Here is a 22499-nt window from a genome sequence, read left to right as displayed (position 1 = left end):
AAGGGGGATGCCGCCTCTGCTGGTCGGTGTCAAGCTTCCGCTTCAACGGCAACGGCAACAACGGAGCTTACCGGTTGCCATCGCGACCAGCAGCAAGGCTGCGGTAGCGGGCTCGGGGATACCTAGCGCAAGGGCCAAGCGCGCTTGCGCACTGCCCAACATCGGCTCGAAGCGATCGCGCCAAATGGTGTAGTCCGCGGCGGAGACAATGCCGTCGTTATTGCCGTCGGCCCGCAGGTCGATCGTTGACCCAAACGTGGCGGTAAACACAAAGTAGTCATCGACATCAACGTCTAAGTCGTCGTCGTAATCCCCCAGAAGCGAGCGAAAGCTCACCGCCACGGGCGTCTCCACAATGCCCTGAAAAGCACGGACGGTAAGGGCGGGGGTGCCGAGCGGGTTGTAAATATCGCCCAAAGAAACCACCTCTCCCGCAGTGAGCAGGCCGCTCGAGACGCTCCCCGCTTCGGCCAGCTCTTGCGAAGTTGCCGACAAAACGAACCACGGCGAGGAAGACACCGACTGATCGCCCGCCGAATCGTAGTTGCCCGTAATCGAAACCCAGGGACCGGGCGTCAGGCTCAGAAAAGGAGAGTTGATTGCGTAAGCGTCGAGCACGAAGGACCCCGGGCCGGTGTTCTTAAAATAGAACTCGCCCGAATCATCATCGACAATCGCGATCAGCGCCGCGCTGCTTGTCGCTACGGACAAAATCAGCATCCCGAGCGTCGCGATAACGGTCGATCGCCAGGTAGTTTGCAAGGGCCTTCTCGTGTTCCTGGTCGAGGCAGCTGAGTGGCTTAAATACGGCGAAAAGGGCCAAACCACTTGCTTTCTATTGTAGGTGGTCGAACCTCGGGCAGCAATGAATCCGTTGTCGCCTAAGGCGGCTCGGGCCACGCCGTGGCGGGTTGCTCCCCTAGTCGGGCTGCGGAAGCCGCGGGTGGAACGGATTATCCGGCCCGGCGAGTTCGGCGGCCCCGCTGGCTTTGTCGAGGCTGAGAGAGTGAAAACTCCGTTTCGGGATCGGTTGTTGGTGCTTAAGCCACTTTGACCAGACGCCCCCGACCGCTAGGATCGGTAGCTGAAAGTACGGCTGGTGCCATAGTTTAGGAGGCTTGCCAGTCTCCCCGCTTTCTAAATCACTGAGACCTCTGCCGCCCGCGGCACTGAAGGAGCTATTGCCCACAATGACGCCAGTTACCCAGCTCGAGTTTGCCCGTGCCGGTGAGATCACCGACGCGATGGAGTACGTCGCGAAGCGCGAGAACCTGCCCGCCGAAACAATTCGCGACGAGGTCGCCCGCGGCCAGATGGTGATTCCCGCGAACACGGTACACCTGGCTGGTGTGCTGGAGCCGATGTGCATTGGCGTCGCGTCGCGTTGCAAAGTCAACGCCAACATCGGTAACTCAGCCGTAACGAGCGACATCAACGGTGAGCTTGAAAAGCTCCATACCGCGGTGCACTTCGGTGCCGACACGGTGATGGACCTTTCAACCGGCAAGAACATCGACGGCATCCGCAAGGCGATCATCGGTGCGTCGCCCGTGCCGATAGGTACGGTGCCGATCTATCAGATGCTGGAAGAACTGGGCGGCGATATCGAGGACATGACCGCGCAGCACTTCTTGGACATGGTCGAGCATCAAGCCAAGCAAGGGGTCGATTACATGACGATCCACTGCGGTGTGCTGCTGGAGCACCTGACCTACACCATGAACCGGGTGACGGGCATCGTCAGCCGTGGCGGATCGCTCATCGCCAAGTGGATGATGACACACCGCAAGCAGAACCCGCTCTACGAAGCGTTCGATGACCTGTGCGATATCATGCGTCAGTACGATGTCACCTGGAGCCTGGGCGATGGTTTGCGGCCGGGCTCGATTGCCGACGCGAGCGATACGGCGCAGTTCGCGGAACTTGATGTGCTGGGCGAGCTCACCAAGCGCGGGCGCGAGCGGGGCACGCAGGTGATGGTGGAAGGTCCGGGCCACGTTCCAATGGACCAGATACAGATGAACATGGAGCGCCAAGCAGAGGTCTGCGACGGAGCCCCCTTTTATGTGCTGGGCCCCCTCGTGACCGACATCGCGCCGGGCTACGACCACATCACCAGCGGCATTGGCGCGGCCCTGGCCGGTTGGCATGGTGCGGCCATGCTCTGCTACGTCACGCCGAAAGAGCATCTCGGCCTCCCCGAGCCCGAGGACGTCAAGCAGGGCATGATCGCGTACAAGATCGCCGCCCACTCTGCCGACGTGGCGCGCAAACGGCCCGGTGCCCAAGATCGGGACGACGCGCTATCAAAAGCCCGTTTTGAATTCGATTGGAACGAACAGTTCCGGCTGGCACTCGATCCCGAGACCGCGCGTCGCTACCACGACGAAACGCTGCCCCAAGATACATTCAAGAGCGCTCACTTCTGCAGCATGTGCGGGCCCAAGTACTGCTCGATGAAGATCACGCAGGACATCCGCAAGATGGCCGATGAACTGCCACAGGGCAAGCTCGTGGAACTCTCGGCACCGAGCGCGGACTGATCGCAGGAGTTCCCCGTCTAAACCAACGCCTATCCTTTAGAGAACAAGTCCCATGCGCACCGTACCCCCCGCGACGCTGCTGGCAGCGTCGCTGCTGTTGGTCTCTCTCGTTGTTGGGTGCAGTGAGGCACCCGTTGCTAAAACACCGCCCGCCGACCGAGTCTCAACCAACATCGACGTGACACCGGCTGTCTTCAACGTGGCCGGAGCCCCGACCGTTGAGTTTGAGGTTCCGGGGATGCACTGCAGCGCGTGCGCAGCGGGAGTCTGCCGCGTACTGAAGGGAACCACCGGAGTGCTAGACGCCAAGGCCGACGCCGACGCGAAGATCGCAACGATCGCCGTCGACGAGGCGACCTTCGATGCCGACGCCGCGCTAGCCGCCCTAGAAGAGGAGTACGGCGAGGCAACCGTCAAAGGCGACGACGCTCAGAACCCCGAGCCCACCGACGAGTCGGGCGAATCTGCCAGCAAAGGCTGATCGTCGTACCCCGAGCAGAAGGGTAGCGGGCAAGCTGCCTACTTCGGTCCCGTGCGGGATCGGATCGTTCTTGAATCAGCGTTTTCCACTCTCCTGTTGCGGCATCATGTCAACTGAATTCAGCAACGTCACGGTGGTTGCTCGCGCGAATGTCTACTTCGACGGTAAGGTCACCAGCCGCACGCTCAAGTTTGCTGACGGATCGACGAAAACCCTGGGTATGCTCCAGCCAGGCGAGTATGAGTTTGGCACCGATAAGCCCGAACTGATGGAGATCACCGCGGGTCGGGTGACCGTTCAACTCGCGGGCGAAACCGACTGGCAGGAATATGGCGAGGGCGACTCGTTCAACGTGCCCGGCGGATCCCGCTTTAAGATCAACGCACGCGAGCTTACCGACTACGTCTGTTCGTTCTTGGAAGCGTAGTGCGGTCATACGGCCCTATCGCGTTAGCAGCGATCAAGCATCGCGATCGTTACGGCGAGAATGACGCTCCGGCTATCTGGAGCGCGTTCTAATCGCCCAGCGCTCTTTCTTTGGGCTGATAGAAGATCGCGATGGGCAACATGACCAGCGCCCCCACAGCGAAAGCGGTGTTGCGCGGCTGATCGAGCGCTTCGACGCCCCACAGTGTCGCTTTGTAGAGCAACGCTCCAAAGATGATGCCAACCCAGTTGCACTGGTTCATCAGGGCGATCATGCGGCCCTTTTCGTTGGCCGGGGGCAGCGCTTGAACCGCCACCTGGATTGGCACGATAAAGATTCCTGTGCTTATCCCGGCACCGATCAGGACAGGAATACTGCCGTAGAAACCCAGCAGGTGATCATTGGGCCCGCCACGCAGACTCAAGAGAGAGAGGCAAACGACGATCCCGACGGCTCCCGCGGTGACGACACGCGGATTGATGCGTCCGGCAGAAAGCTTGCCGCCGATCAGGCAGCCAACGGGGATCCCCACGCCGAGCATCGCCGCGAGGATGCTCGTGTTGCCATCATCAAGCCCTAGCTGTGACTTCCCCAGCGCGTTCACCGCTTGCTGAACGATGCTACCCAGCAGCCAGAAGCTGCTGGTCACGACGAGGGCCAGCAGCAACTCGCGGTCGGCTCGCACCAGCCGTATCGACTCGGGCGGCACGAAGAAATCGGTCCAGCGGAGCGGGCAGCCCGGATTCGCTGCCGACACAGGCCTGACAAGCAAACTCGTCAACGTGCCGACAACCGCGATCAGCACACACACGCCCGACACCATCCAAACGGCACCGCCCGCGTCGCTCAGCTCCTTTGCCATGCCCGCCAGGACGGTTCCGAAGATGATGGCCACAAAGGTGAACATCAAGAAGATACCGTTCGCCTGCGGGAGATCACGCTCGTGGATCATCTCCGGCAGGATGCCGTACTTGGGCGGGCCGAAGAACGTGCTCTGAAGCCCCATCAGAAACAGCACCGCGAACATGCCAGGCAAACCGATCACGTCGTAATAATAAAAGCCCACCATTCCGAGCAGCATGACACCGATCTCGGCAACCTTGGCGTAGCCGATGAGCGTGCGTTTGCTCATTCGGTCAGCCAACCAACCCGCGATGCCAGAGAACAGCAGGAAAGCCGCGGCAAAAACAATCATCGCCTCGGCTTGGCGATCGGGGACCTGCTCACCCCGGGCCTGCGCGGCGGCGATCATCACTGCCGAAGGCGTGGCTAAGAGCAGCAACAGCTGCTTGAAAAGATTGTCGTTAAAGGCACCAAGAAACTGGGTGACCGACATGCCCCAAAAAGAAGAGTCTTGCAGCAGCGGCGGCAATGGCTCGGCTGCGCGGCGGGGTTCTGTCTCGGGTAAGGGCAGCGGCCCGCGTGGCGGTGTGGATAACAAGATGGTCGGAGAGGGCTCGTGGTGGTCGGTCATGCGGACAATTGTTGAGCAGAATGGGGCTCGCCGATAGACGAGTCTCACCACACCCCTCGCGTCTTGAGAGAACTTGGATCGGATGCCGGAGGCCCGATTGCGGCTTTCAAGCCAAAAGGTCACGATGCGAAGCATGGTCGATTCCGTCGCCGCCGCCGCGCGTCCCCCCCGGCTTGCTTCGCTCGACACGATGCGTGGGCTTGTGATCGCGCTGATGCTGCTCGTGAACATGACCTGGAACGCGGCGGCGCTTCCGGCCCAGTTGTTTCACGTGCCGTGGAATGCTCCCGAGCAAGGTGCCACGCTGACCGACCTGGTGTTTCCCTGGTTCGTATTCATGATGGGTGCCGCCGTGCCGCTTTCGGTGCGGAGCGGTCGCGGGCGAGGTTGCTCGGCGGCGGCAATGCTGAGGGGGGCAACGCTTCGCGGCGCGAAGATCTACCTGTGGGGCGTGCTGCTGACAATCGCTTCCTACGCGACAACGCGGCCGATCACATGGCGGAGTCTGTTCGAATGGAACATCCTCCAACTGATCGGTGTCGCGTATGTGGTGACGGTGGCGGTGTGGCTGCTGCCGCGCGCCGGAAAAATCGCCTTCGTCGTGGCGACACTCTTGGCAAAATGGGCCACCTTGCTGTTGCCCTGGGAGTGGGTCAGTCAGATCGTCACGCCCCGTCCGCCCGCGGGCGCGCCGACAGGCCCCGGCACTTGGGCCCACTTCGACGCAATCGGCCAACTGCTTCACGGTGACTACGTCCCCGTCGCAACCCTCAGCAGCCTGCTCATCGGCTGGATCGGCATGGCCGATCAATTTTTGCCACTGGCGACCATCGCGGTGCTGGGAGGTCTGGCAACCGAGTGTTTAGTCCCCCCCGTTCCGTTGCCCGCAAGCCTGGGTCGCGAAGCACGCTACCTGCCGGCTGCTCGGCTGGCAGCGCTGGGCTTGTCGCTGCTGCTGATTGCGGTCCTATTGCAGTGGGGCTACCAGCCTGAAGGGGGTGGCTTATGGGGCACGGCCACCGCGCCCTACAGCAAATGGTTCTTCACTCCAGCCTACTGTTTGCTCGCGGCGGGAAGCGCGACCCTGCTGCTCGCCGGCTGCCACGCGTCGATCGACATCGGGGGCCTGCCCGGCACGGCGTGGCTTCAAGCGATGGGCAGGAACGCACTCGCGGTGTATGTGGGTGCCGAACTGTCTTTCAAGCTGATCTTCGCCAAGTGGCTTGTACCGCTACCGGACGGAGGAAGCGACTCGATCGCCGCCGGCGTTCAGGCGTGGCTAGGCACGCTGACCGGTTCGCCAGCAGCGGCGAGCCTTGGCTGGGCGCTATTGTGGATCGTGGGATGGGCCGCGATCGCCTGGCGACTTGACCGGCGTGGAATCTACTGGCGTGTCTGATTTGCACCACTTACGCCAGCGCGTTATCGCCCGGCTTCGCGCCGCATTCGCTCGACCACCTCGGGCAGCGGATACTCCGTAATCGGCAGCTCCTGCGCCTTGGCAAGCTCCCGCAACCGGCACCAGCCGCGTGTCACGAGCGCTTCGCGCTCGCGTACAAACGCCGGGTCGAGCGTGCGCTTGTCGAACGCGCCCTCGCAGACGACTGCTGCAAACCGCTCGTCCACCACGTACTGCGCAAGGGCCGGGTTGCAGCGCAGGTGTCGCTCGCGGGTGGTGTGCAACACCTCCGGGTCGAGCAGACCAATCACATAACGAAGATAGAGGTCGGAGTCGGTAATGGCTCCGACATCGTCACCGCATACTTCGCACAAGTAGCCCTCGTCACAATTGGCCATCAGCCCGATTTCTCGCGATTCCTCTAGCGGTTGATCCCCTGGCAGACCATGAGGTTCGCTATAATCGGCGCATCCGGCAAGGGTCGCGGCGGCTTGATCCGTTCCCGTGGGGAAAGCCGATTATCCTTATTGTGTTTCTTCGTGTCACGCGAAAGGGATGTCTCAGGCACGGAACCCTTGCGAACTGCAGCTCTGATATGCCCATCGCGACATTCTCTCCGAAGCAGATCGCGTTCGCTTTGGGCGTGAGCGAGTCGTCGGTCAAAAGATGGGTTGATTCGGGCCGGCTGGAGGCCTCGAAGACAGCGGGCGGCCACCGCAAGGTGTTGCTGCCCAGCGTCGCGCAGTTCGTGCGCGAGACCGGCCACCCGGTCGCCCACCCCGAGGTAATCGGCCTGGTGGCGTCGGGCTTTGCCAAACCCCTCTCGGCGGCGCGTGATCTGCTGCACGAGGAGCTCGTGGCGGGCCGCGAAGAGGAGTGTCGCAACCTCGTGCTCGGCTTTTATCAAGCCGGCGAGTCGATTGCGCGGCTCGGCGATCAGTTGATCGGCCCCGTGCTCCGCCGCATCGGCGATGGCTGGGAGGCGGGCACCGTGGCTGTCTACCAGGAACGACGAGCCTGCCAAGTGATGATGGCGATCTTGCACGAGATACGCCGCTGGCTGGACGACACGGACGACGAACGGCCGCTGGCCATCGTCGCGACACCGCTGCAAGACTTTGCGGAGGTACCCCTCCGATTGGTCGAGCTCACGCTGATTTCCAGCGGCTGGCGGGTAATGCCTGCCGGAAGTGGTTTGCCGCTCGAGGAGATCCTCGCCGCCGCGGTGGCGCATCGACCCGGCCTTCTCTGTGTTAGCGTGACGCACCTTGAGTCGCCCGGCGACTTTGCTGAGCAACTCACGGCCGAGCTGATCAAGCCCCTGCGTGAACGCTCCCCGGAGACGCTGGTTGTCATCGGTGGGGGTGCCATCGAGTCTGCCGGATTGTGCATTGCCAACGTGGTCGATCAGCAGCTCCCCTCGCTGCACCATCTCACCGAGTACCTTGAGCGTCTCCAAGGCGTCGCCTAGTCTGCGGCGCATGAAAAGCACTCACTCGATCGCACTTGCCGGCCCGGGAACCCACGTCGGCTACGTGGGCGTGGGGATCATGGGTGCCGCGATGGCACGCAATCTGCTGCGCGGTGGGGTCCGCGTGACCGCATGCAACCGCACCCGGAGCAAGGCAGAAGCCTTGGTGCCAGACGGGGCAACCGTCGTCGATACGCCGGCCCAGCTTATCGCCGCTGGTTGTGAGGTCGTGTTCCTTAACCTGCCCGACACACCCGACGTGGAGCGTGTGCTCTGTGGCGAAGCGGGCGTGCTGTCTGCCCCGGCCGAACAGCTGGCAGGCCTCGTTGTCGTAGATCACTCGACCATCTGTCCGGTCGGCACCCGAGCGCTCGCGGCGCAGCTTGCCGAACGGGGCGTAACGCTGTGCGACGCCCCCGTGTCGGGCGGCGACGTGGGTGCCCGTGAGGGGACACTCTCGATCATGTGCGGCGGCGACGCGGCAGCGCTGGAAAGGGTGCGTCCGCTACTGGAAATGGTCGGTAAGAAGATCGCGCACCTGGGTCCCGCTGGCAGCGGCCAGGCCTGCAAAGCATGCAACCAAGCGGCCGTCGTCGCGACGCTCGTCGGTGTCTGCGAAGCCCTGGCATTGGCCAAACGGAGCGGGCTCGACTTGCAGCAGGTCGTCGGCGTGCTCGCCGGCGGAGCCGCACAGTCTTGGCAGCTCGAGCAGCTTGGCCCCAAGGTCGCTCGGGGCGATCACGCGCCAGGATTCATGATCGATCTGCTGCTCAAAGACCTTCGGCTGGTGTCCGGTGCCGCCGCCGATCTGAAGCTACCGATGCCGATTACCGGGCTTATCGAAGCGCTGTTTCGCGCCGCGGCATCCCAAGGACACGGCTCCCAGGGGACTCAGGCCGTGGCGAGCGTGCTGGAAACGCTGGGCGGCTTCCGCTACGACCGCGATTGAAGCCGACTGACAAGTTGCTTTCGGAACCGATTCTGTCGCGCCGACCGTTCGGTCTGCGACCCCTCCGCTGCGGCAGAGGCGACCTCAACAGGAGAGGATTCACTCTTTGGTTCGTGCGGCGTGAGTTCGTTTTTCGCTTCGTGATTCTTCGCTTCGATCAGCAGCATTTCCAAGGCGGCATCGGCTGCGCTGGGGTTTAGCGGCGGCGAGACCAGAGCGGTCTCATCGGCGGCGATCAAGCTGGTGCTCGCCGCGGCGGTCGTCATCAACGCCAAGCTCGGCACAACCGCGGGATGCGAGACGCTGCTCGCCTCGGCAACCGCCGTTTCGTTCTCGCTTAGCAAGACCGAAGTGGCAAACAACGGTGCCCCGAAGAACGAGGCTCCGAGCGTTGGTGTAGGTGTATCCCACGCTGCGAAAAGCGGCTCGCGTGCCGTGGGCGTCTGGGAAATCGGTTCGGTTACGATGGGACCCGCAGCGGCGTAAGAGGCGTTAAACTCTGAGAACTCTGCCGGAGATGTCTCCAGCTCTGGCTCGTAGGTCGCGAACGCCGGCGCAGGCACGTAGTCGATCCGTCCGATCTGTCCGCCGATATCAACGTAGTACATCCGCCCATCGGGCCCCATGGTCATCTCGATCACCGTGCCGACCGATCCCATGACGAACAGCGTCTGCTGCCCTTGCCCGCTGGCGTTGAGCTTCAGCGCGCGAATATCCGGCGCTCCGTAGTCCGTGAAGAAGGCGGTTCCCTGGTACTCGGCCGGGTAGACCGTTCCCGCATAGAAATCGCCCATGACGATTGCCACGCCACCGGCCGAGTGCGAACGGCTCCACACGGGAGGAGTCGAGATCGTGTCGCCCCCAACGCTGTAGAAGGTCTGGGCGTCGGGCAGATCGCGATAGCCGCCGGTTTGGAGATTGACGTTATTGACCCCCTCGCCGCCCGTAGCGACTCCCCCTTCGTAGAAGGGCCACCCGAAATTGAGTCCCCGGCCGGCGTTGATCTCTTCCCAAGCGGTCCAACCTACGTCACCTATGTAGGGCAGCCCGTTGGCGGGGTTCACCGCGATGCGGAATGGATTGCGCAGGCCAACATTGAACACCTTCGAGCGGTCATCGGTCACGTCGCCCGAGTAAAAAGGGTTGTCCGTGTAGCCGTTACCCGTGATCGGATCGATACGCAGGATCTTGCCCGACAGGCTATCGAGACTCTGCACCCGCACCGTCCGGGGATCGACCCGACCGTAGCTCGTGCCGTCGCCGTTTGACACATAGAGCGAGCCGTCGGGTGCAAACGCCAGGGCACCGATGGAGTGCGACTGGCTATCGGTGATGAGGATGTCCTCGACAAACTGACCGTTGGGCAGCAGGCCGGAAGGGGGCAAATTGATGTCGCTCGTGCTGTCCCGATCGGGGGAACTGATGTACTGCCAGGTGCTGTTCTTACCCAGCAACACAACATCGCTGCCGGGAACGGCAGTGCGGTAACCGTTGTTGACGTCCGCGGTGACGCGTGTCAGCCGCGAGCCGCGGTTGCCCGCCTGATCGGGTGCCGCCAAGCCGCCGGCACCTTGTGTCTCGGGGGGGTCGTAGGTGTACAGCAGATAAACGTAGGGCGTCGCGGGGAAGTTGGGATGCACTTCCAAGCCCAACGCGCCGCGGTCGCGGACGTTGTTCACCTGAGTGCGGTAGTCCAGAAAAGCGCTCGCCTGGAGCACACCGTCGATCGCCAAGCGAATCTGGCCATCCTTCTGCAGAATAAACATGTACTGCTGCGTGCCGACGCGGACAAACTCGATCGCCGTCGGCTGGTTGAGCCCACTGATCACGGTCTGCGCGACAAACTGCCCGTTATCGGAAACAACCGGTTCGCTGTAGAGCTGCGTGGTGGGAACCACCTGGAAGGGTTGGCTTGTGCTCGACCACCCCAGCTGCGCCGACGCCTGACCGCCGCGCTCGTAGTACTCCATGCGGATGTCGTAGCGCTGCCCGGCCTGGAGCGCAATCGTGCCGAAGCTGGGATTGGAGGACCGATCGATCCAGTCGTTAATGATCAGCGTTCCATTGACCCAGAGGCGCACGCCATCGTCGGTGGTCGCGCGGAACGTGTAGGTCTCGGAATAGAGCGGTTGCACCTGCCCGGTCCAGCGGACCGAGAAGTTGTCGGCGCCAACGCCCCCGCCGGGTGATCCATTACCCCAGTTGTAGTTAACCGTGGCGTCGGTGCGGGTATTGACGAGGTTCACCAGATCCACGCCAGCAAAGTACTCGCCCTTCAGGCCGTTGCCGGTGCCAGCACCGGGGGCTTCGTCGTCAAAGATCGAGACCGTCGCGGTGCGGGGCTCGGCCAGAAACGCGCCGCCCAGCACGCGGTCGGCCGCCACGTTGAACGCGTGCGTCCCTTCGGCCGAGGTATCGTTGATAATGCTGATGCGAACGGTCCGGCTTGTCTGGCCTTCGGCGAAGATCAGCGTGCCGCTCGTCGCGACAAAGTCTTGTCCGCCGATGGCCACGCCGTTGACCGTGGTGTAGTCGATCGAGACCGCACCGCGCGATCCCCCCGTTCGGACAAAATCGACGTCCACAAAACCGGCCGTCTCGCTCACCGAGTACTGTGCCGAACCAAGCCCCAACAATCCGGCGCGTGACGGGTCATCGCCGAACTGGAAGTAGCCGTTCGCGTGGAGGCGTTCTTCCTGCGTGTAGCCCGGCTGGACGCTGAAGCCCGGACGCCAAGTGCCGGTCGAATAGGTCGTGATGTCTTCCGCTTCAGTACGGACACCGTTCAGCTTGATGGCATCGATCCGGACGTTGCGATCCCCGGCGGCCGAGACGCCATCGTTCACAAAACGAATACGGACATCGGCGAGATTGAGCGATTGCGGATGGGCGACGCCGTAGGGGATAAACTGACGAGCGTCGTAGTCGCCTCCCAGGTTCGGCAAGCTGCGGGCCGTGCGGCCGGCCAGTTCCAGATTGATCGTCTCTTCCCCCGTGTCGCCGGCAGCCCACACGATCAGCTGTGATCCGACTGAAGAGGTGTTGTCTTCGCCGATGGCCGAGTACGCGAAGTAGCCGTTGCTGTGCAAGAACTCTCGCTGAGGAAAGCTGGGCTCAACGACGCCCGCGACCCACGTGCCGGTGCTGAAGGTGGCCGCCGACTCAGATTCGTAGCGCCGGTTATCGATCACGATCGAATCGATGCGCAGATTACGATCTTGCCCCGCTGCGGATCCGTCATTGGTAAAGGCAACGCGAACGTCCTGGGGATCCACCTTGCTGGCATGCTGGTAGGTGTAGGTCCAGAACTCTCGGGCGTCGTAGTCGCCGCCGATGTTCGACGCGCTGTAGACCAACTGGTCTTTGATGTAGAGCTCGAAGCGTTCGGTGTTCGTCTTGCCGGCGGCACGCACCTGAACGGTCGATCCCGCCGAAGCGGAGTAGTAGAACGCACCGGGACGGGAGAAAAGCACCTCGTCGGTTAGTCCGCCCGATCCGTACTCGGGCGCGATGGCACCCAGGCTGCTGTTCCAGCCGCCGGTGCTCCAGGTGCGGGTCGATTCCGACTCGTACTTCACACCACCCACGGTCACGCCATCAACACGCAGGTCGGTTGCTCCCGCGCCGGCACCGACAAACCGGACCGCAACATCATTCGCCGTGACGGTCGTCGGATGGGTGTAACTGAGCGTCTGGAACTGCCGTGCGGCAAAGTTGCCCCCCACATTGTCCCAACGGCGCACCTCTTGGCCGTTGATCTCGAGGGCGACGTCTTCGGTCCCCGATAGACCGGCTGCCAAAACCTGGATGGCGGTAGCCGCAAGGACGCGGCGGTCTTCGAGCGCCTCCAATCGGTTGACAAGTGAACGATGGCGGCCGATTTGAGGCTGACGACGGGAGTGCAACGGGCGACGGGACATGACGGAGCAACTTGCGAGGAGCGTGCGGGTGCTAGCACAAACAGTGCCGACAGTAATTGCGGCGTTCCTACGAGGGAAGGGTTTGCTGACTATTTCGGGCCGAGCTGCTTGCCAGCGGAGGCGAAACTGGGGTGGGTCCGCTCGGCACCCGGGGGTTAAGCTCGGCGACTGAACGCCCGAAGGATCGGGCGGCGTTGTCGCGTTCCCCGCACGACAGCTCGTCAAACCAGACCCCCCAACCACACGGAGCAGAGCATGGAAGCTCGCCCGAAGCGTGCGGCTCGGATGGCCGCGCTGATGGTCTTTGCCCTCGTTTTGCCCCCCTCGGGGGCAATCGCCCGCGGCGTCTATCGCACGGCCAACTTCGAGGTCCGGGCCGCTACGCCGGCCCTGGCCCGCGAGCTGGCCGAGGCCGCTGAGGACTGGCGAGAAAAGCTCGCGATCGAGTGGTTGGGCAAGCCGCTCCCGGCTTGGACCGAACCGTGCAAGGTCAACGCCGACGTTCATCCGCGGCTGGGAGCCGGCGGCTGGACGACGTTCGTCTTTGACCAGGGTGAGGTCTTTGGTTGGGACATGCATGTCCAGGGCAGCCACGAACGGGTCATTGACTCGGTCCTGCCGCACGAGATAACGCACACGGTGTTCGCGAGCTATTTCCGCCAGCCGCTCCCCCGCTGGGCGGACGAAGGAGCGTGCACAACGGTCGAACACCGTTCAGAAATCGGCAAACAAGAAGCGCTGCTGGTGAACTTCCTCAAGACCGGCAAAGGGATCCGCTTCAGCGAGATGTTCGCGATGCGTGAGTACCCCGAAGATGTTTTACCGCTCTACGCCCAAGGGCTCTCGCTCACGCAGTTCTTGATCGAGCGCCGCGGAAGACAAGAGTTTCTAGCGTTCCTTTCCGACGGGCTGCGCGACGGCGACTGGCGCCGGGCGATCGCCGGGCGGTACGGACACGCGAGCCTCTACGAGCTGCAGGAGCAGTGGTTAGCGTGGGTCAAAGCGGATCGTCCGCGACTGCCGCTCGACGCCGACGTCGCCCAAGCGATCGCCGCCGCGCCGCCCTCTCTGCCCCGAGTGGATCCGAATGTTGTGCCCGCAAGTGCTGCGCTGCCGACCCGTCCCGATCCGGGACCGCACGGCGCGAGACCGCTGGCAATGACCGAGGTCACGCCCGAGGCGCAGGGGCCCCGCTCCGCAAGCCGCCCGTCGGTGTACGAGGTTACTCCCGAAGCGCGAGCCGCCGAGGGGGGGGTCCGCGACGCCGCGGTTCGCTCCGACCAGCCCACGCTGCTGCGCTAAGCTGCGTAGTGGACAGCGGGCACCGGGCCTGTTCAGCCCCGCCGACGCGCAGCCGTCAGCAGACCTAACGTCAACAGCCCCAGCGCTGAGGGCTCGGGGACATTGTTCGTCGTGATGAGCAGGTCGGTCGTGACAAGCCCGTCCGCATCCTTCAGCTTGATGAAAGCGCTGTTGCCGCCCACGGTCGAGGCGCTGAGCGTGGTGTCTACCGTAACGGCAACCAGAGTCGCTTGAGCCGAGTAACCGGCAAGAACCAGTTCGGTGGCCACATCGATCGAAGCCATTCCGCTCCAGCTTGCCTGATAGAATACGCCTCCACCCGAATCGGTATTGAGCAAAAAGTCGCCGGCCGAAGGATTGTAGGTGAGCGCTTTCTGAAAACTGATGGCGACCGGCGGCGCAACGCCGTTGATCTCCAACACTTCGATCATCAGGGTCGCGACCACGCTGGTACGGTTGTCATCGGTCGAAGGACCGCCGACGATCGTGGTGTCGCCCGCCTGCGCAAAGCGAAAGCTCTCGATAACGCGACCCGGCTGGGCAGCCACGTTGAAATTCAACTGGGTCGTGGTGTTCGTCGTGCCGGGGGTTTCGGAGCGTGCTTGAAAGCCGGTCGGATTGAAGTCAATCGAATCGAGCGCAACATCCGGTGTATTGTGCAGTGGGACCGCGGCACCCCCGCCCCCGAGGGTGTTGGTCTCTTCAACGCTCAGGTACCACGCCGTGGCCCCTTGCCAGCCCGAGGCCCCGCCGGGTCCCACAGCGGGCCCCGGATAGGCGATAGTTCCTGCCGAGGCGCTCACCAAAAAGCTGGATGCCAGGGTTGTTAGTACAGCGGCTAGATAGCGAATTGTCATCGGAGGTGTTGGTTGAGATCCCGAGGTGTTTAGACAAGCAGAGTTAATCGAGTCTGCTCTGAGTCCCCGACGCCCTCAACAAAATCGTCGAAAACAAGGCGATTTTCGGGTTGTAACGATATTGAGAGCCACGGCCGGGACGGGTAAGCGCAGCAGGCCTGCCCCTTCGCGAGACAACCCCTACCCCGAAATCCGCAACGCGTTGGTCAAGCCGACAAGAAATGTCGGGCGACGTGGTAGAAGACCGGTGCCGCGAAGCAGAGGGCGTCGATCCGATCGAGGACGCCACCGTGCCCTTCCACCAGGGTGCCGTAATCCTGAACACGGCGGTCCCGCTTGACGGCCGAGAGCGTCATGGCACCGGCAAAGCCCATGACCGCGATCAGCAGAGAGACAAAAGCGGCTTGCCAGAGTTCGGCAAACGGGGTGGCCCCAAGCTGGTGTAGAGCAGCACCAATCAACGCGATCGTTGCGGAGGATCCTAGAAAGCCTTCCCAGGTGCGGCTTTGGTTAATCAGCGGGGCGATCACGTGCTTGCCGTAGAGCCGACTCCAGGCAAGCTGGACGGCCTCGGACAGCATCGAGAGCGTGACCAGAAAGAAAAGCAACCGGGCGTTGCCGCTGTAAGTGGTCCGCGGTCCTTCCAAGTACAGCAGCGCCGGGGCATAGCTCAAACAGTAAACGCACACGAGCAGCCCCGCCTGAATCTTCGAGGCACGCTCCAGAAACCGCTTAGGATCGCCCGCAATCGCGATCCGCATCGGAATGAAGAGGAACCCGAAGACCGGGATCAAAACGCTGTAGAGCTCATAGGCGTCCCATCCCACGAGCACATACTGCAGGGGTGTAAAGAAGAAGAACACCCAAAACAGCGCCCGATGGTCCGATAGCCTTGTGGGGGTGAGGGTGATGAACTCACGCAGCGCCCAAAAGCTGAGCAGGCCGAACAGCGTTACGGTGATCGTCGGACTGAGAAACGAGACGGTCAGCAACGCGCAGATAACCCACCAGCTGCGGACGCGGCTCTTGAAGGCGTCGATCGCGGCGGGGTTGAGACCGAGTTGGGTTTGGTCGCGGAGCACGCGGCCGACAAGCGTCGCCAGGCCCAGCAGGCAAACGATGATTGCGGCAAACGCCCAATTCTCTTGAGCCATAGTGAGCAGGCTTGAGGCTAGTGACCCGCGGAGCGGGATCGAAGGCGTTCAGGATGCAGAGATAATCAGCAGAGATAATCATAAGTGCGGGGCAACTGCCAGCCGGGCCCCATTCTCGGGAGTCGGCGGGTCTCCGGCGGCCCGTCCTCAGCGGAAGACGGGCTATCCTCACGCCCGCGGCCGCGAAGCTCAACCCTGGTCAGTCTTCTTCGCGCGGTGCCAAACGCAAGACCGCCTCGCGAGCCCGGTTGAGAAAGTCGGCTTTCGACTCATCGGCTTCCAGCCAGATTGGGGGCCCGAACGTCACGCTCGAAAGCAGTGGCACGGGCAGATACTCATCACGGGGCAAGACGCGGCCCATATTGTGCAGATACACGGGCACCGCTTCCAGCTCGGGACGCTTCTTGCACAGATAGTAGAGGCCGCTCTTGAATTCGCCGACTCGCTGGCCATCGGTCCGGCCCCCCTCGGGGAACATCACCACCGAGTGGCGATCGCCCATTTCGCGCAGCATGAGATCGACCGGGCTCTGATGGACCTTGATACTGCGACGGTCGATCAGCATGGCGTTGTACGCCTTGGCAATCCGCGGCCGGAACCAGCCCCGGCTCCAGTAGTCTTTCGCCGCAACGGGCCGCGTCAGCCGGCGCACCTCGCGCGGCAAGGCAGACCAAACGATGACCACGTCGATGTGGCTGGTATGATTGGCAAAGTAAACCCGCTGGCAGGTATCGGGCTGGCAATCGACCCAACGAACACTAGCCCCGCTCATAAAGCGCGCGAGCCCCGTCACGACCAACTCTAGGGTGAGTGTGGCAGCGTTGGAAAGCTGACCGGCGAGCGAGGAAGGAAGGTTCACAACCTCGCTATTATGCCAGGGGAACCGCTGCGAAACGAGTCGCCGTTTCGCGATCATTGGCATTGATCCCGCCACGTTGCCTCCGGCGGGGATCGCGGCTCAGACCACCGCCAGCGGGGTCTCGCTCGGCTCAGACGCCGCTCGGGGCTGCTCGATCGACCAGGGCTGCCCGGTTCTACGGGCGTAGCAATCGGCGAGCAGCTCTTCGTAGCCACACACCATCACGTCCAGCGATGCGGTCCGGATGACCCGCTGCCGACCCGCCCTGCCCCGCTCTTTGGCGATCAGCGGCTGTTCGAGGAGGCTCGCAATCCGTTCTACAAGTTGCTGTTCGTCTCCAGGGGGGACCACCGAGCCGGTTTCGCCTTCGATCACCGAGGCACTAACCGACCCGACATCGGTTGAAACCACCGGCACCGCGCAGCTCATGGCTTCCAGAATCGAGACCGGGCTTGCCTCGTTGTGCGACGTCAATGCCAAGACATTCAAAGCCGCGAGGACTTCGGGCACATCCGAACGATTGCCCAGGAAGTGAACCACTGAGCGGTCCGGGGCCTCGGGAACGAACAGCCCGCGGTCCGCGGCAAACTTTTCCAACGGCTCGCGGCGGGGCCCGTCGCCGATCACGACGAAGTGGGCATCGCTTACCCGCCGGCGAATCTTTTCTGCCGCCGCCAGGAACAGCTCGTGGTTCTTCTCGGGCCGCAACGCCGCCAGGATGCCAACCAGCGGCGTAGTGGGCGCAAGCCCTAACTCAGCGCGAAGCGGACCACCGTCGGCTAGCGGCTGAAAGCGCTCGGTATCGACCCCGTTAGGAATGACCCGTACCCGGTCGGCAGGAAAGCGTTCGTGCTCCACCAAGAACTGGCCATGCGGCTCAGCCACCGCGATGAACGCATCTGTGATCGGCGTGAGCCAACGGTTCAATCGGCCGACGCCATCGGGCCAGCCCGTGCTGTGCAGCGCGGCACCGATCACCGGCACGCCCGCCAAACGCGCAGCCAAGCGTCCCCAGAACATCTTGTCGCCAGCCCCTACCGTGACGACCGCCGCAATACGGCGGTGCCGCATCAGTCGTACCAGGCGTGGCAGCACGCGAAGGTCAAACTTGTTGGCGAGCAGCTCGCTGTGAACGGTATACCCGGCCTGCGCCAGGTAATCGCCCAGCGGGCCCCGTTCCTTCAGGCAGACCACCTCCGGAGCAAACCGCAGCGGGTCGAGCCGCTCGACAAGGTTCACAAGCAGGGTCTCGGCCCCGCCAACCGGCATGCTGGTCTGAACGAACAGTACTGGCTTGGGTGCGAAGCTGTTCATGATCTTGATCAGAGGGGGCAAGTATTTGGGCACCGCGGGCAGCAGCGTTGTCAGGTAGGGGTCGGTTCCGCCAAGCGGCGGTGCGGTAGCCGATCACGCAAGGTTCTCAACAGCACTTCGCGTTCGTGAGCGTTCAGCACCCAACCGCGCGACGTCGTCAGCGTCACGAGAGCAATCGCGCCGATCGCCGCGGGGGCGGCCCCCAGCACGAGCAACCCCGGTGTGAGCGAAATCAGCACCGCGTTGCGTTGCACACGCATGCCGATGCGGCGATTGACTTCGAGCTGGGCAAGCAGCGCCATCAGCGTGGCAAGCGCGGTGGCGACGAGCGCTCCGAGCAGCCCTAACACCGGCAGCAGCGCTAAGTTAAGCCCCACATTGACCGCGATGCCCAGCAGCAGGGGCAACGCGGCCCGCCGCGAGCGTTCGGCACACCACACGTAGGTCTGGGCAACCAGCAGCAACGAGAACCATACGCACCCCGCCAGCGTCCAAGGAAGCACTTCCAGTCCCGCGGCATATTTATCTTGGAAGACGTAATGGAATAGCAGCGGACAAAGCAGCAACACTCCGACCCCCGCAACGAGCATCACCACCGAGAGCAGTTTGAGTCCCAAGTTGAGCCGCTCAGAGACCGCCTCGCGACGGCCAGACTCCCAGTCGTGGCTAAGATGCGGAGTCATCGCTCCCACCATCAGGTTGGCGACCGACACCAGTAGCACAGGAACCATATGGCTCGAGTGGTAGTTACCGACTTGCGTGAGCGCTTGCTCGGCTCCAAAGCCTCCACAGTGCAGGATCATGTAGCGATCAACGATCGAAAAGACATTCGTCAGCAGATTCGTAACCCATACCCAAATGGCAAACCGCATCAGCGGCGGCCAAAACTCATGGTGTGCTAGCCATTCGCCCGAATCGGGTTGGCGTTCGATCCGCGCAAAAGTCCACAGGGAAACTCCCAGTATCGATATCAGGCAGGCTAAGCCGTAGCCAATCACCACGCTGACCGCCGCATCGCGCCACCAAGCCAGCAGCGCAAGGCTCACCAGCGCAAACATCATGCTCTGCGTAAAGTGCATGGCCGAAACCACGCGAAACATTCTCAGTCCGGCAAAGACCGCTTCGAGAAAGTGATGCGTGATGACAATCGCTAAGCAAGCCACAACCACTTCCGCCAATGCCGCCTGCCGCGGGTCGCCAAAGACGAGCGTGGCGATCGCGTCGCTTCGCCAGGACATGAGGGCCAGCACACTCGCCGCCAAGACAAAGGTCCAACTAGCGGTGCGACGCAGAAAGAGCCCTAACCGGCCCTGCTGACGGTACCGCTCAAGGTATCGGCCGAACGAGCCCGGAAGCCCGAGCACCGCCAGCGGAGCCGCCAGCATCAAAAAACCGAGCGCCATTTCCCAATGGCCCAGTTCCGCCGGTTCCAGCCATCGCCCAAAGAGCAGCGATCGACCCAGCCCGACGCTGCGTTGCAAAGCGTTGACAACGAGCACCACCATCAGGCTCGAAGCGAGCGTCTCGGGGCGCAATCCGCCCTCGCGTCTTTTTGAGACGCGTTTTGTGTTGACGTTGGTCACGATCCCGCTCCTACGGCTTCATGCAGCCGCTGGTAGGGTTTCTCGCCGCCGAGCCAGATCGTGTCGTTAATCGGTTCCGGGGCGTGAAGCTTGCGTGGATCGAAGGTCATCCAGTTGATAAACCGCGACCACTCCGGATCGGCGTGCATCCGGCGGAAATGCAGCGCACCCTCATACTCACGAGTGGACGAAGGGATGTTGTACGCGCCGTAGGCGGAACAGATCGTGCGGATCCCGGCTTCGCGCGCGATCTGCATCCCCAGCGGGGTCATGTTGATCGGAAAGCCATAGGGGAAGGCAAACGAACGCACATCGCGGCCAATCCACTGCCGCACCTGGTCGATCGAGCCCACGATTTCTTCGCGAATCTGGCGTGGTGGACACTCGCCCAGATTGGGGTGCGTCAGCGTGTGCGCGCCGATCTCGACCCCTTGATCCGCCATCGTACGCAGTTCGGTCAACGTGTTCGGTTTGAGCGGGGCTCCTGCCGCCTTGTCGTGCGGAAAGGGCGACTGGTTGCGGATATTCTCGGTCGTCACGAAGTACGTAAATGGCAAGCCGCGGTCGATCAGCATCGGGACCGCATGGGCGCAGTTATCCGCATAGCCATCATCAAACGTGATCACAACCGCGGGCCGCTTGCTGTCTTGCTGGATAAGACGGCGGTGCGCCTCGGCGAGCGACACCACATCGAACCGCTCGGCGAGCCAATCAATCTGCCGACGAAAGGCCTCGACACCGATCGTCCAGTCGTTTGGCGTGGTGTCAGCAACGCGGTGGTAGAACAGACCGCAGATCGGGGCGTCACCGCTGCGTGCAAGCCGATTCACCAACCGGCCGCGCAGCGTGCCCGTCATGCAGGCATAAGCGCGCATCAGAAGTTGGGCAGCAGGATTCATACGCAGCGGAGCCTAACGCTCAGGCGCGGCGGCATGTTGCCGCCGGACGAGCATAAGGGGGTCATTAATGAGAGGCACACAAGGCACCGGATTCCCCAACTCTTAGTCACGGGGTGATCAATGCAAGCGACGTTGCCAATACGCCACGTTGTTGACCGGCCGCAACATTGGACGAGATGGACGGCGCGGCACGACCGGACCACAAAACGGTCATTTGTGCGGTTTGCAAGGCCCTCGGCTGCCGTGCAGGAGATCTGGCACTAGGGTTGCCTGGGAAAGAGGCGTAGCGCTGCTGCCGCCACTTCGCCTACGGAATTATCAGCCCGATGCCGAACGCTCCTGTGACGCTCTCCGCCCTAGACCTGATTGACCTCGTCCAGCGCCGCCGCAATCTGCTGGTGGGGCCGGCGATCGCTGGCTTTGTGCTCGCGGCAATCGCCTCGCTAATCCTGCCGCGGTACTGGCATGCCCAACAAGGCTTGCTAATCCGCAGCGATGCCGCCGGCTACGCCGACCAGCGACTGGGCAAGTTCACCGACTTGGCCGAGATGAAGACCGTCCAAGAGACGCTTCTGGAACTAGCACGCAGTCGCAGCGTCGTAGAAGCCGTCCTGACCGAGGTCCGTGGCAAAACGCCGACTCCGCGGGCGATTGCCGACTTCCGCGACCGCTTGCGATTCTCTCCGCCGGGCGGTGCTGAATTCGGCAAGACCGAAATCTTCTACCTAGGTGTCCTCGACACCAATCGTGATCGGGCGATTGCGCTGGTCGAATCGACGGCCCGCGAACTCGACCTACGCCTCCAAGCGCTCCGCGATCAGCGGGCCGGCAGCATGGTGGCCGAAGTCGGACGGAGCGTCGAGGTCGCGCGGGCGCAGCTAACACAACACCTGGAATCGCTCGCCAAGTTTGAGCTCTCGGTGGGTGCTGATCTGATTGAACTGCGTCATCTGATCTCGCCGACCGGCGGACAGAGCGAGTTCAGTGCCCGAACCCTCGCGATCGAGGCTGATTTGCGAACACTCGTGCAACGTTCGCGTGAAAACGAAGCCTTGCTGAACGAACTCGAGTTGGCGGCGACCGATCCGGCACGTCTTTCCGCCACGCCCGACTCCCTGCTGGCAGGCCAGCCCGGCGTCCGCCGGCTGAAGAGCGGCCTTGTCGAGGCACAACTCAATGTCGCACGAATCGCTGGTGCCCGCACCCCCGATCACCCCTTCGTGCTGGCGGCTCGCCAGGCAGAGGTTCAGGTTCGTAACGAGTTGAGCCGCGAACTGCCTACGGCAATCGCCGGCGTGAAGCTCGAGCTGGACGTCGCGACTCAGCGTGAAGCAGAACTCCGCAGCCAGCTACAGAATCTTCGGCTGCGTTCCAGCGAATTGGCAAGCAAGCGTTCCCGATACGCTGAAATCAGCGCCAACGTTGACAGCCAGACCCGCGTGCTTGAAGGGGCCCTCAAGCAGCTTGCCGACGCCAAAGCGCATCGCGCCGGTGCCGAATCGGCCAGCTTGCTCTCGGCGATCGATACGGTTGAAACCGGTGTCAATCCGGCAGGCCCCGGACGCACCACCATCGCCGCTACGGGAGGCCTCGCTGGCTTGCTGCTGGGTGCCGCGATCGTGTTCCTGCTGGAAGCGCCGGTGGCCCCCGGCAGCACGCCCCGCCGCCCCATCACAACACAAGCCTCGAAGCCTGCGGCGGGCGACTTCGGCTCCCCTGTGCCACCTGCCCGCACTGATGTCGCCCCCCCTGCGGCCACCGTTGGCAGCACACTCCGAAGCGATGCCGAAAACTGGCTCGCATCGATCTCGGGGACTCGTCGATAGGTTCTTCCCACGCACTCCCTCGGTGCTTCTTACGGTGGGAG

At 62.8% G+C, this 22499-nt stretch carries 18 protein-coding genes; 8 read left to right on the top strand and 10 right to left on the bottom strand.

Going from position 1 to position 22499, the window contains the following annotated elements; translation table 11 throughout:
* Window positions 1-42 precede the first annotated feature (42 nt).
* The gene (locus Pla111_RS02645; protein ID WP_146571078.1) at window positions 43-762 is read right to left on the bottom strand and encodes a PEP-CTERM sorting domain-containing protein; all 720 of its coding nucleotides are present in this window, start codon (window positions 760-762) and stop codon (window positions 43-45) included.
* Window positions 763-1190: 428 nt separating this feature from the next.
* On the opposite strand from Pla111_RS02645, the gene thiC reads away from it, so the two are divergent.
* The 3 genes from thiC (at window position 1191) to ppnP (ending at window position 3451) form a co-directional block, all read left to right on the top strand.
* Window positions 1191-2543: a phosphomethylpyrimidine synthase ThiC gene (gene thiC, locus Pla111_RS02640; protein WP_146571076.1), complete on the top strand. Its 1353-nt coding sequence runs from the start codon at window positions 1191-1193 to the stop codon at window positions 2541-2543.
* 52 nt (window positions 2544-2595) lie between these two features.
* Entirely contained in the window at window positions 2596-3024 is a 429-nt protein-coding gene (locus Pla111_RS02635) for a heavy-metal-associated domain-containing protein (protein WP_146571074.1), read from the top strand.
* Between the two features lie 106 nt (window positions 3025-3130).
* Window positions 3131-3451, top strand: coding sequence for a pyrimidine/purine nucleoside phosphorylase (ppnP, locus tag Pla111_RS02630; RefSeq protein WP_146571072.1), 321 nt, complete (start codon window positions 3131-3133; stop codon window positions 3449-3451).
* A gap of 88 nt (window positions 3452-3539) precedes the next feature.
* Here the strand turns inward: ppnP and Pla111_RS02625 are convergent, their stop codons facing one another.
* On the bottom strand, window positions 3540-4925 hold the full coding sequence (locus Pla111_RS02625) for an MFS transporter (protein WP_197524689.1): 1386 nt from the start codon (window positions 4923-4925) through the stop codon (window positions 3540-3542).
* Between the two features lie 133 nt (window positions 4926-5058).
* Here Pla111_RS02625 and Pla111_RS02620 point away from each other — a divergent pair, with 133 nt between their 5' ends.
* Window positions 5059-6324: a heparan-alpha-glucosaminide N-acetyltransferase domain-containing protein gene (locus Pla111_RS02620; RefSeq protein WP_197524688.1), complete on the top strand. Its 1266-nt coding sequence runs from the start codon at window positions 5059-5061 to the stop codon at window positions 6322-6324.
* Window positions 6325-6347: 23 nt separating this feature from the next.
* Here the strand turns inward: Pla111_RS02620 and Pla111_RS02615 are convergent, their stop codons facing one another.
* Window positions 6348-6722 (bottom strand): hypothetical protein, encoded by a 375-nt coding sequence (locus tag Pla111_RS02615; protein ID WP_146571066.1) that lies wholly within the window; start codon window positions 6720-6722, stop codon window positions 6348-6350.
* 197 nt (window positions 6723-6919) lie between these two features.
* Between Pla111_RS02615 and Pla111_RS02610 the strand changes: the two genes are divergently transcribed.
* Together Pla111_RS02610 and Pla111_RS02605 are read left to right on the top strand one after the other, a co-directional pair.
* Window positions 6920-7795: a MerR family transcriptional regulator gene (locus Pla111_RS02610; RefSeq protein WP_146571064.1), complete on the top strand. Its 876-nt coding sequence runs from the start codon at window positions 6920-6922 to the stop codon at window positions 7793-7795.
* A 10-nt stretch (window positions 7796-7805) separates the two neighbouring features.
* Entirely contained in the window at window positions 7806-8744 is a 939-nt protein-coding gene (locus tag Pla111_RS02605) for an NAD(P)-dependent oxidoreductase (RefSeq protein ID WP_146571062.1), read from the top strand.
* Here Pla111_RS02605 and Pla111_RS02600 read toward each other — a convergent pair.
* A complete protein-coding gene (locus Pla111_RS02600; protein WP_197524687.1) occupies window positions 8729-12664 on the bottom strand; it encodes a carbohydrate-binding domain-containing protein in 3936 nt (1311 codons plus the stop codon). The two genes, Pla111_RS02605 and Pla111_RS02600, sit on opposite strands and share 16 nt — an antisense overlap.
* Before the next feature lie 255 nt (window positions 12665-12919).
* On the opposite strand from Pla111_RS02600, the gene Pla111_RS02595 reads away from it, so the two are divergent.
* On the top strand, window positions 12920-13966 hold the full coding sequence (locus Pla111_RS02595) for a hypothetical protein (RefSeq protein WP_197524686.1): 1047 nt from the start codon (window positions 12920-12922) through the stop codon (window positions 13964-13966).
* A gap of 32 nt (window positions 13967-13998) precedes the next feature.
* Here the strand turns inward: Pla111_RS02595 and Pla111_RS02590 are convergent, their stop codons facing one another.
* From Pla111_RS02590 to Pla111_RS02565, 6 genes are all read right to left on the bottom strand, one after another.
* Window positions 13999-14823: a PEP-CTERM sorting domain-containing protein gene (locus Pla111_RS02590; RefSeq protein ID WP_146571056.1), complete on the bottom strand. Its 825-nt coding sequence runs from the start codon at window positions 14821-14823 to the stop codon at window positions 13999-14001.
* Window positions 14824-15029: 206 nt separating this feature from the next.
* A complete protein-coding gene (locus tag Pla111_RS02585; RefSeq protein ID WP_146571054.1) occupies window positions 15030-15977 on the bottom strand; it encodes a phosphatidate cytidylyltransferase in 948 nt (315 codons plus the stop codon).
* Between the two features lie 199 nt (window positions 15978-16176).
* Window positions 16177-16893 (bottom strand): lysophospholipid acyltransferase family protein, encoded by a 717-nt coding sequence (locus tag Pla111_RS02580; RefSeq protein WP_231930597.1) that lies wholly within the window; start codon window positions 16891-16893, stop codon window positions 16177-16179.
* A 42-nt stretch (window positions 16894-16935) separates the two neighbouring features.
* Window positions 16936-18150: a glycosyltransferase gene (locus Pla111_RS02575; RefSeq protein ID WP_146571052.1), complete on the bottom strand. Its 1215-nt coding sequence runs from the start codon at window positions 18148-18150 to the stop codon at window positions 16936-16938.
* A 50-nt stretch (window positions 18151-18200) separates the two neighbouring features.
* Window positions 18201-19733: a lipopolysaccharide biosynthesis protein gene (locus Pla111_RS02570; RefSeq protein ID WP_146571050.1), complete on the bottom strand. Its 1533-nt coding sequence runs from the start codon at window positions 19731-19733 to the stop codon at window positions 18201-18203.
* Complete coding sequence (locus Pla111_RS02565) at window positions 19730-20632, bottom strand: polysaccharide deacetylase family protein (protein WP_146571049.1); 903 nt, start codon at window positions 20630-20632, stop codon at window positions 19730-19732. Before Pla111_RS02565 ends, Pla111_RS02570 begins: the two co-directional genes overlap by 4 nt.
* Window positions 20633-20958: 326 nt before the next feature.
* Here Pla111_RS02565 and Pla111_RS02560 point away from each other — a divergent pair, with 326 nt between their 5' ends.
* Window positions 20959-22458, top strand: a complete 1500-nt coding sequence (locus Pla111_RS02560; protein ID WP_146571046.1) for a hypothetical protein — start codon at window positions 20959-20961, stop codon at window positions 22456-22458.
* Window positions 22459-22499 lie beyond the last annotated feature (41 nt).

Source organism: Botrimarina hoheduenensis, assembly GCF_007859815.1.
Classification (GTDB): domain Bacteria; phylum Planctomycetota; class Planctomycetia; order Pirellulales; family Lacipirellulaceae; genus Botrimarina; species Botrimarina hoheduenensis.
Note: the sequence above shows the minus strand (reverse complement) of the source record. Positions and strands in the feature narration are given on the sequence as shown.

Excerpts from the sequence above, each read along its gene's own strand:
- Pla111_RS02590 (WP_146571056.1), bottom strand. The coding sequence starts at position 14,823 with ATGACAATTCGCTATCTAGCCGCTGTACTAACAACCCTGGCATCCAGC.
- Pla111_RS02580 (WP_231930597.1), bottom strand. The coding sequence starts at position 16,893 with ATGATCGCGAAACGGCGACTCGTTTCGCAGCGGTTCCCCTGGCATAAT.
- Pla111_RS02595 (WP_197524686.1), top strand. The coding sequence starts at position 12,920 with ATGGAAGCTCGCCCGAAGCGTGCGGCTCGGATGGCCGCGCTGATGGTC.
- Pla111_RS02600 (WP_197524687.1), bottom strand. The coding sequence starts at position 12,664 with ATGTCCCGTCGCCCGTTGCACTCCCGTCGTCAGCCTCAAATCGGCCGC.
- thiC (WP_146571076.1), top strand. The coding sequence starts at position 1,191 with ATGACGCCAGTTACCCAGCTCGAGTTTGCCCGTGCCGGTGAGATCACC.
- Pla111_RS02605 (WP_146571062.1), top strand. The coding sequence starts at position 7,806 with ATGAAAAGCACTCACTCGATCGCACTTGCCGGCCCGGGAACCCACGTC.
- Pla111_RS02565 (WP_146571049.1), bottom strand. The coding sequence starts at position 20,632 with ATGAATCCTGCTGCCCAACTTCTGATGCGCGCTTATGCCTGCATGACG.
- ppnP (WP_146571072.1), top strand. The coding sequence starts at position 3,131 with ATGTCAACTGAATTCAGCAACGTCACGGTGGTTGCTCGCGCGAATGTC.
- Pla111_RS02575 (WP_146571052.1), bottom strand. The coding sequence starts at position 18,150 with ATGAACAGCTTCGCACCCAAGCCAGTACTGTTCGTTCAGACCAGCATG.
- Pla111_RS02585 (WP_146571054.1), bottom strand. The coding sequence starts at position 15,977 with ATGGCTCAAGAGAATTGGGCGTTTGCCGCAATCATCGTTTGCCTGCTG.
- Pla111_RS02620 (WP_197524688.1), top strand. The coding sequence starts at position 5,059 with ATGGTCGATTCCGTCGCCGCCGCCGCGCGTCCCCCCCGGCTTGCTTCG.
- Pla111_RS02625 (WP_197524689.1), bottom strand. The coding sequence starts at position 4,925 with ATGACCGACCACCACGAGCCCTCTCCGACCATCTTGTTATCCACACCG.
- Pla111_RS02610 (WP_146571064.1), top strand. The coding sequence starts at position 6,920 with ATGCCCATCGCGACATTCTCTCCGAAGCAGATCGCGTTCGCTTTGGGC.
- Pla111_RS02560 (WP_146571046.1), top strand. The coding sequence starts at position 20,959 with ATGCCGAACGCTCCTGTGACGCTCTCCGCCCTAGACCTGATTGACCTC.
- Pla111_RS02635 (WP_146571074.1), top strand. The coding sequence starts at position 2,596 with ATGCGCACCGTACCCCCCGCGACGCTGCTGGCAGCGTCGCTGCTGTTG.
- Pla111_RS02615 (WP_146571066.1), bottom strand. The coding sequence starts at position 6,722 with ATGGCCAATTGTGACGAGGGCTACTTGTGCGAAGTATGCGGTGACGAT.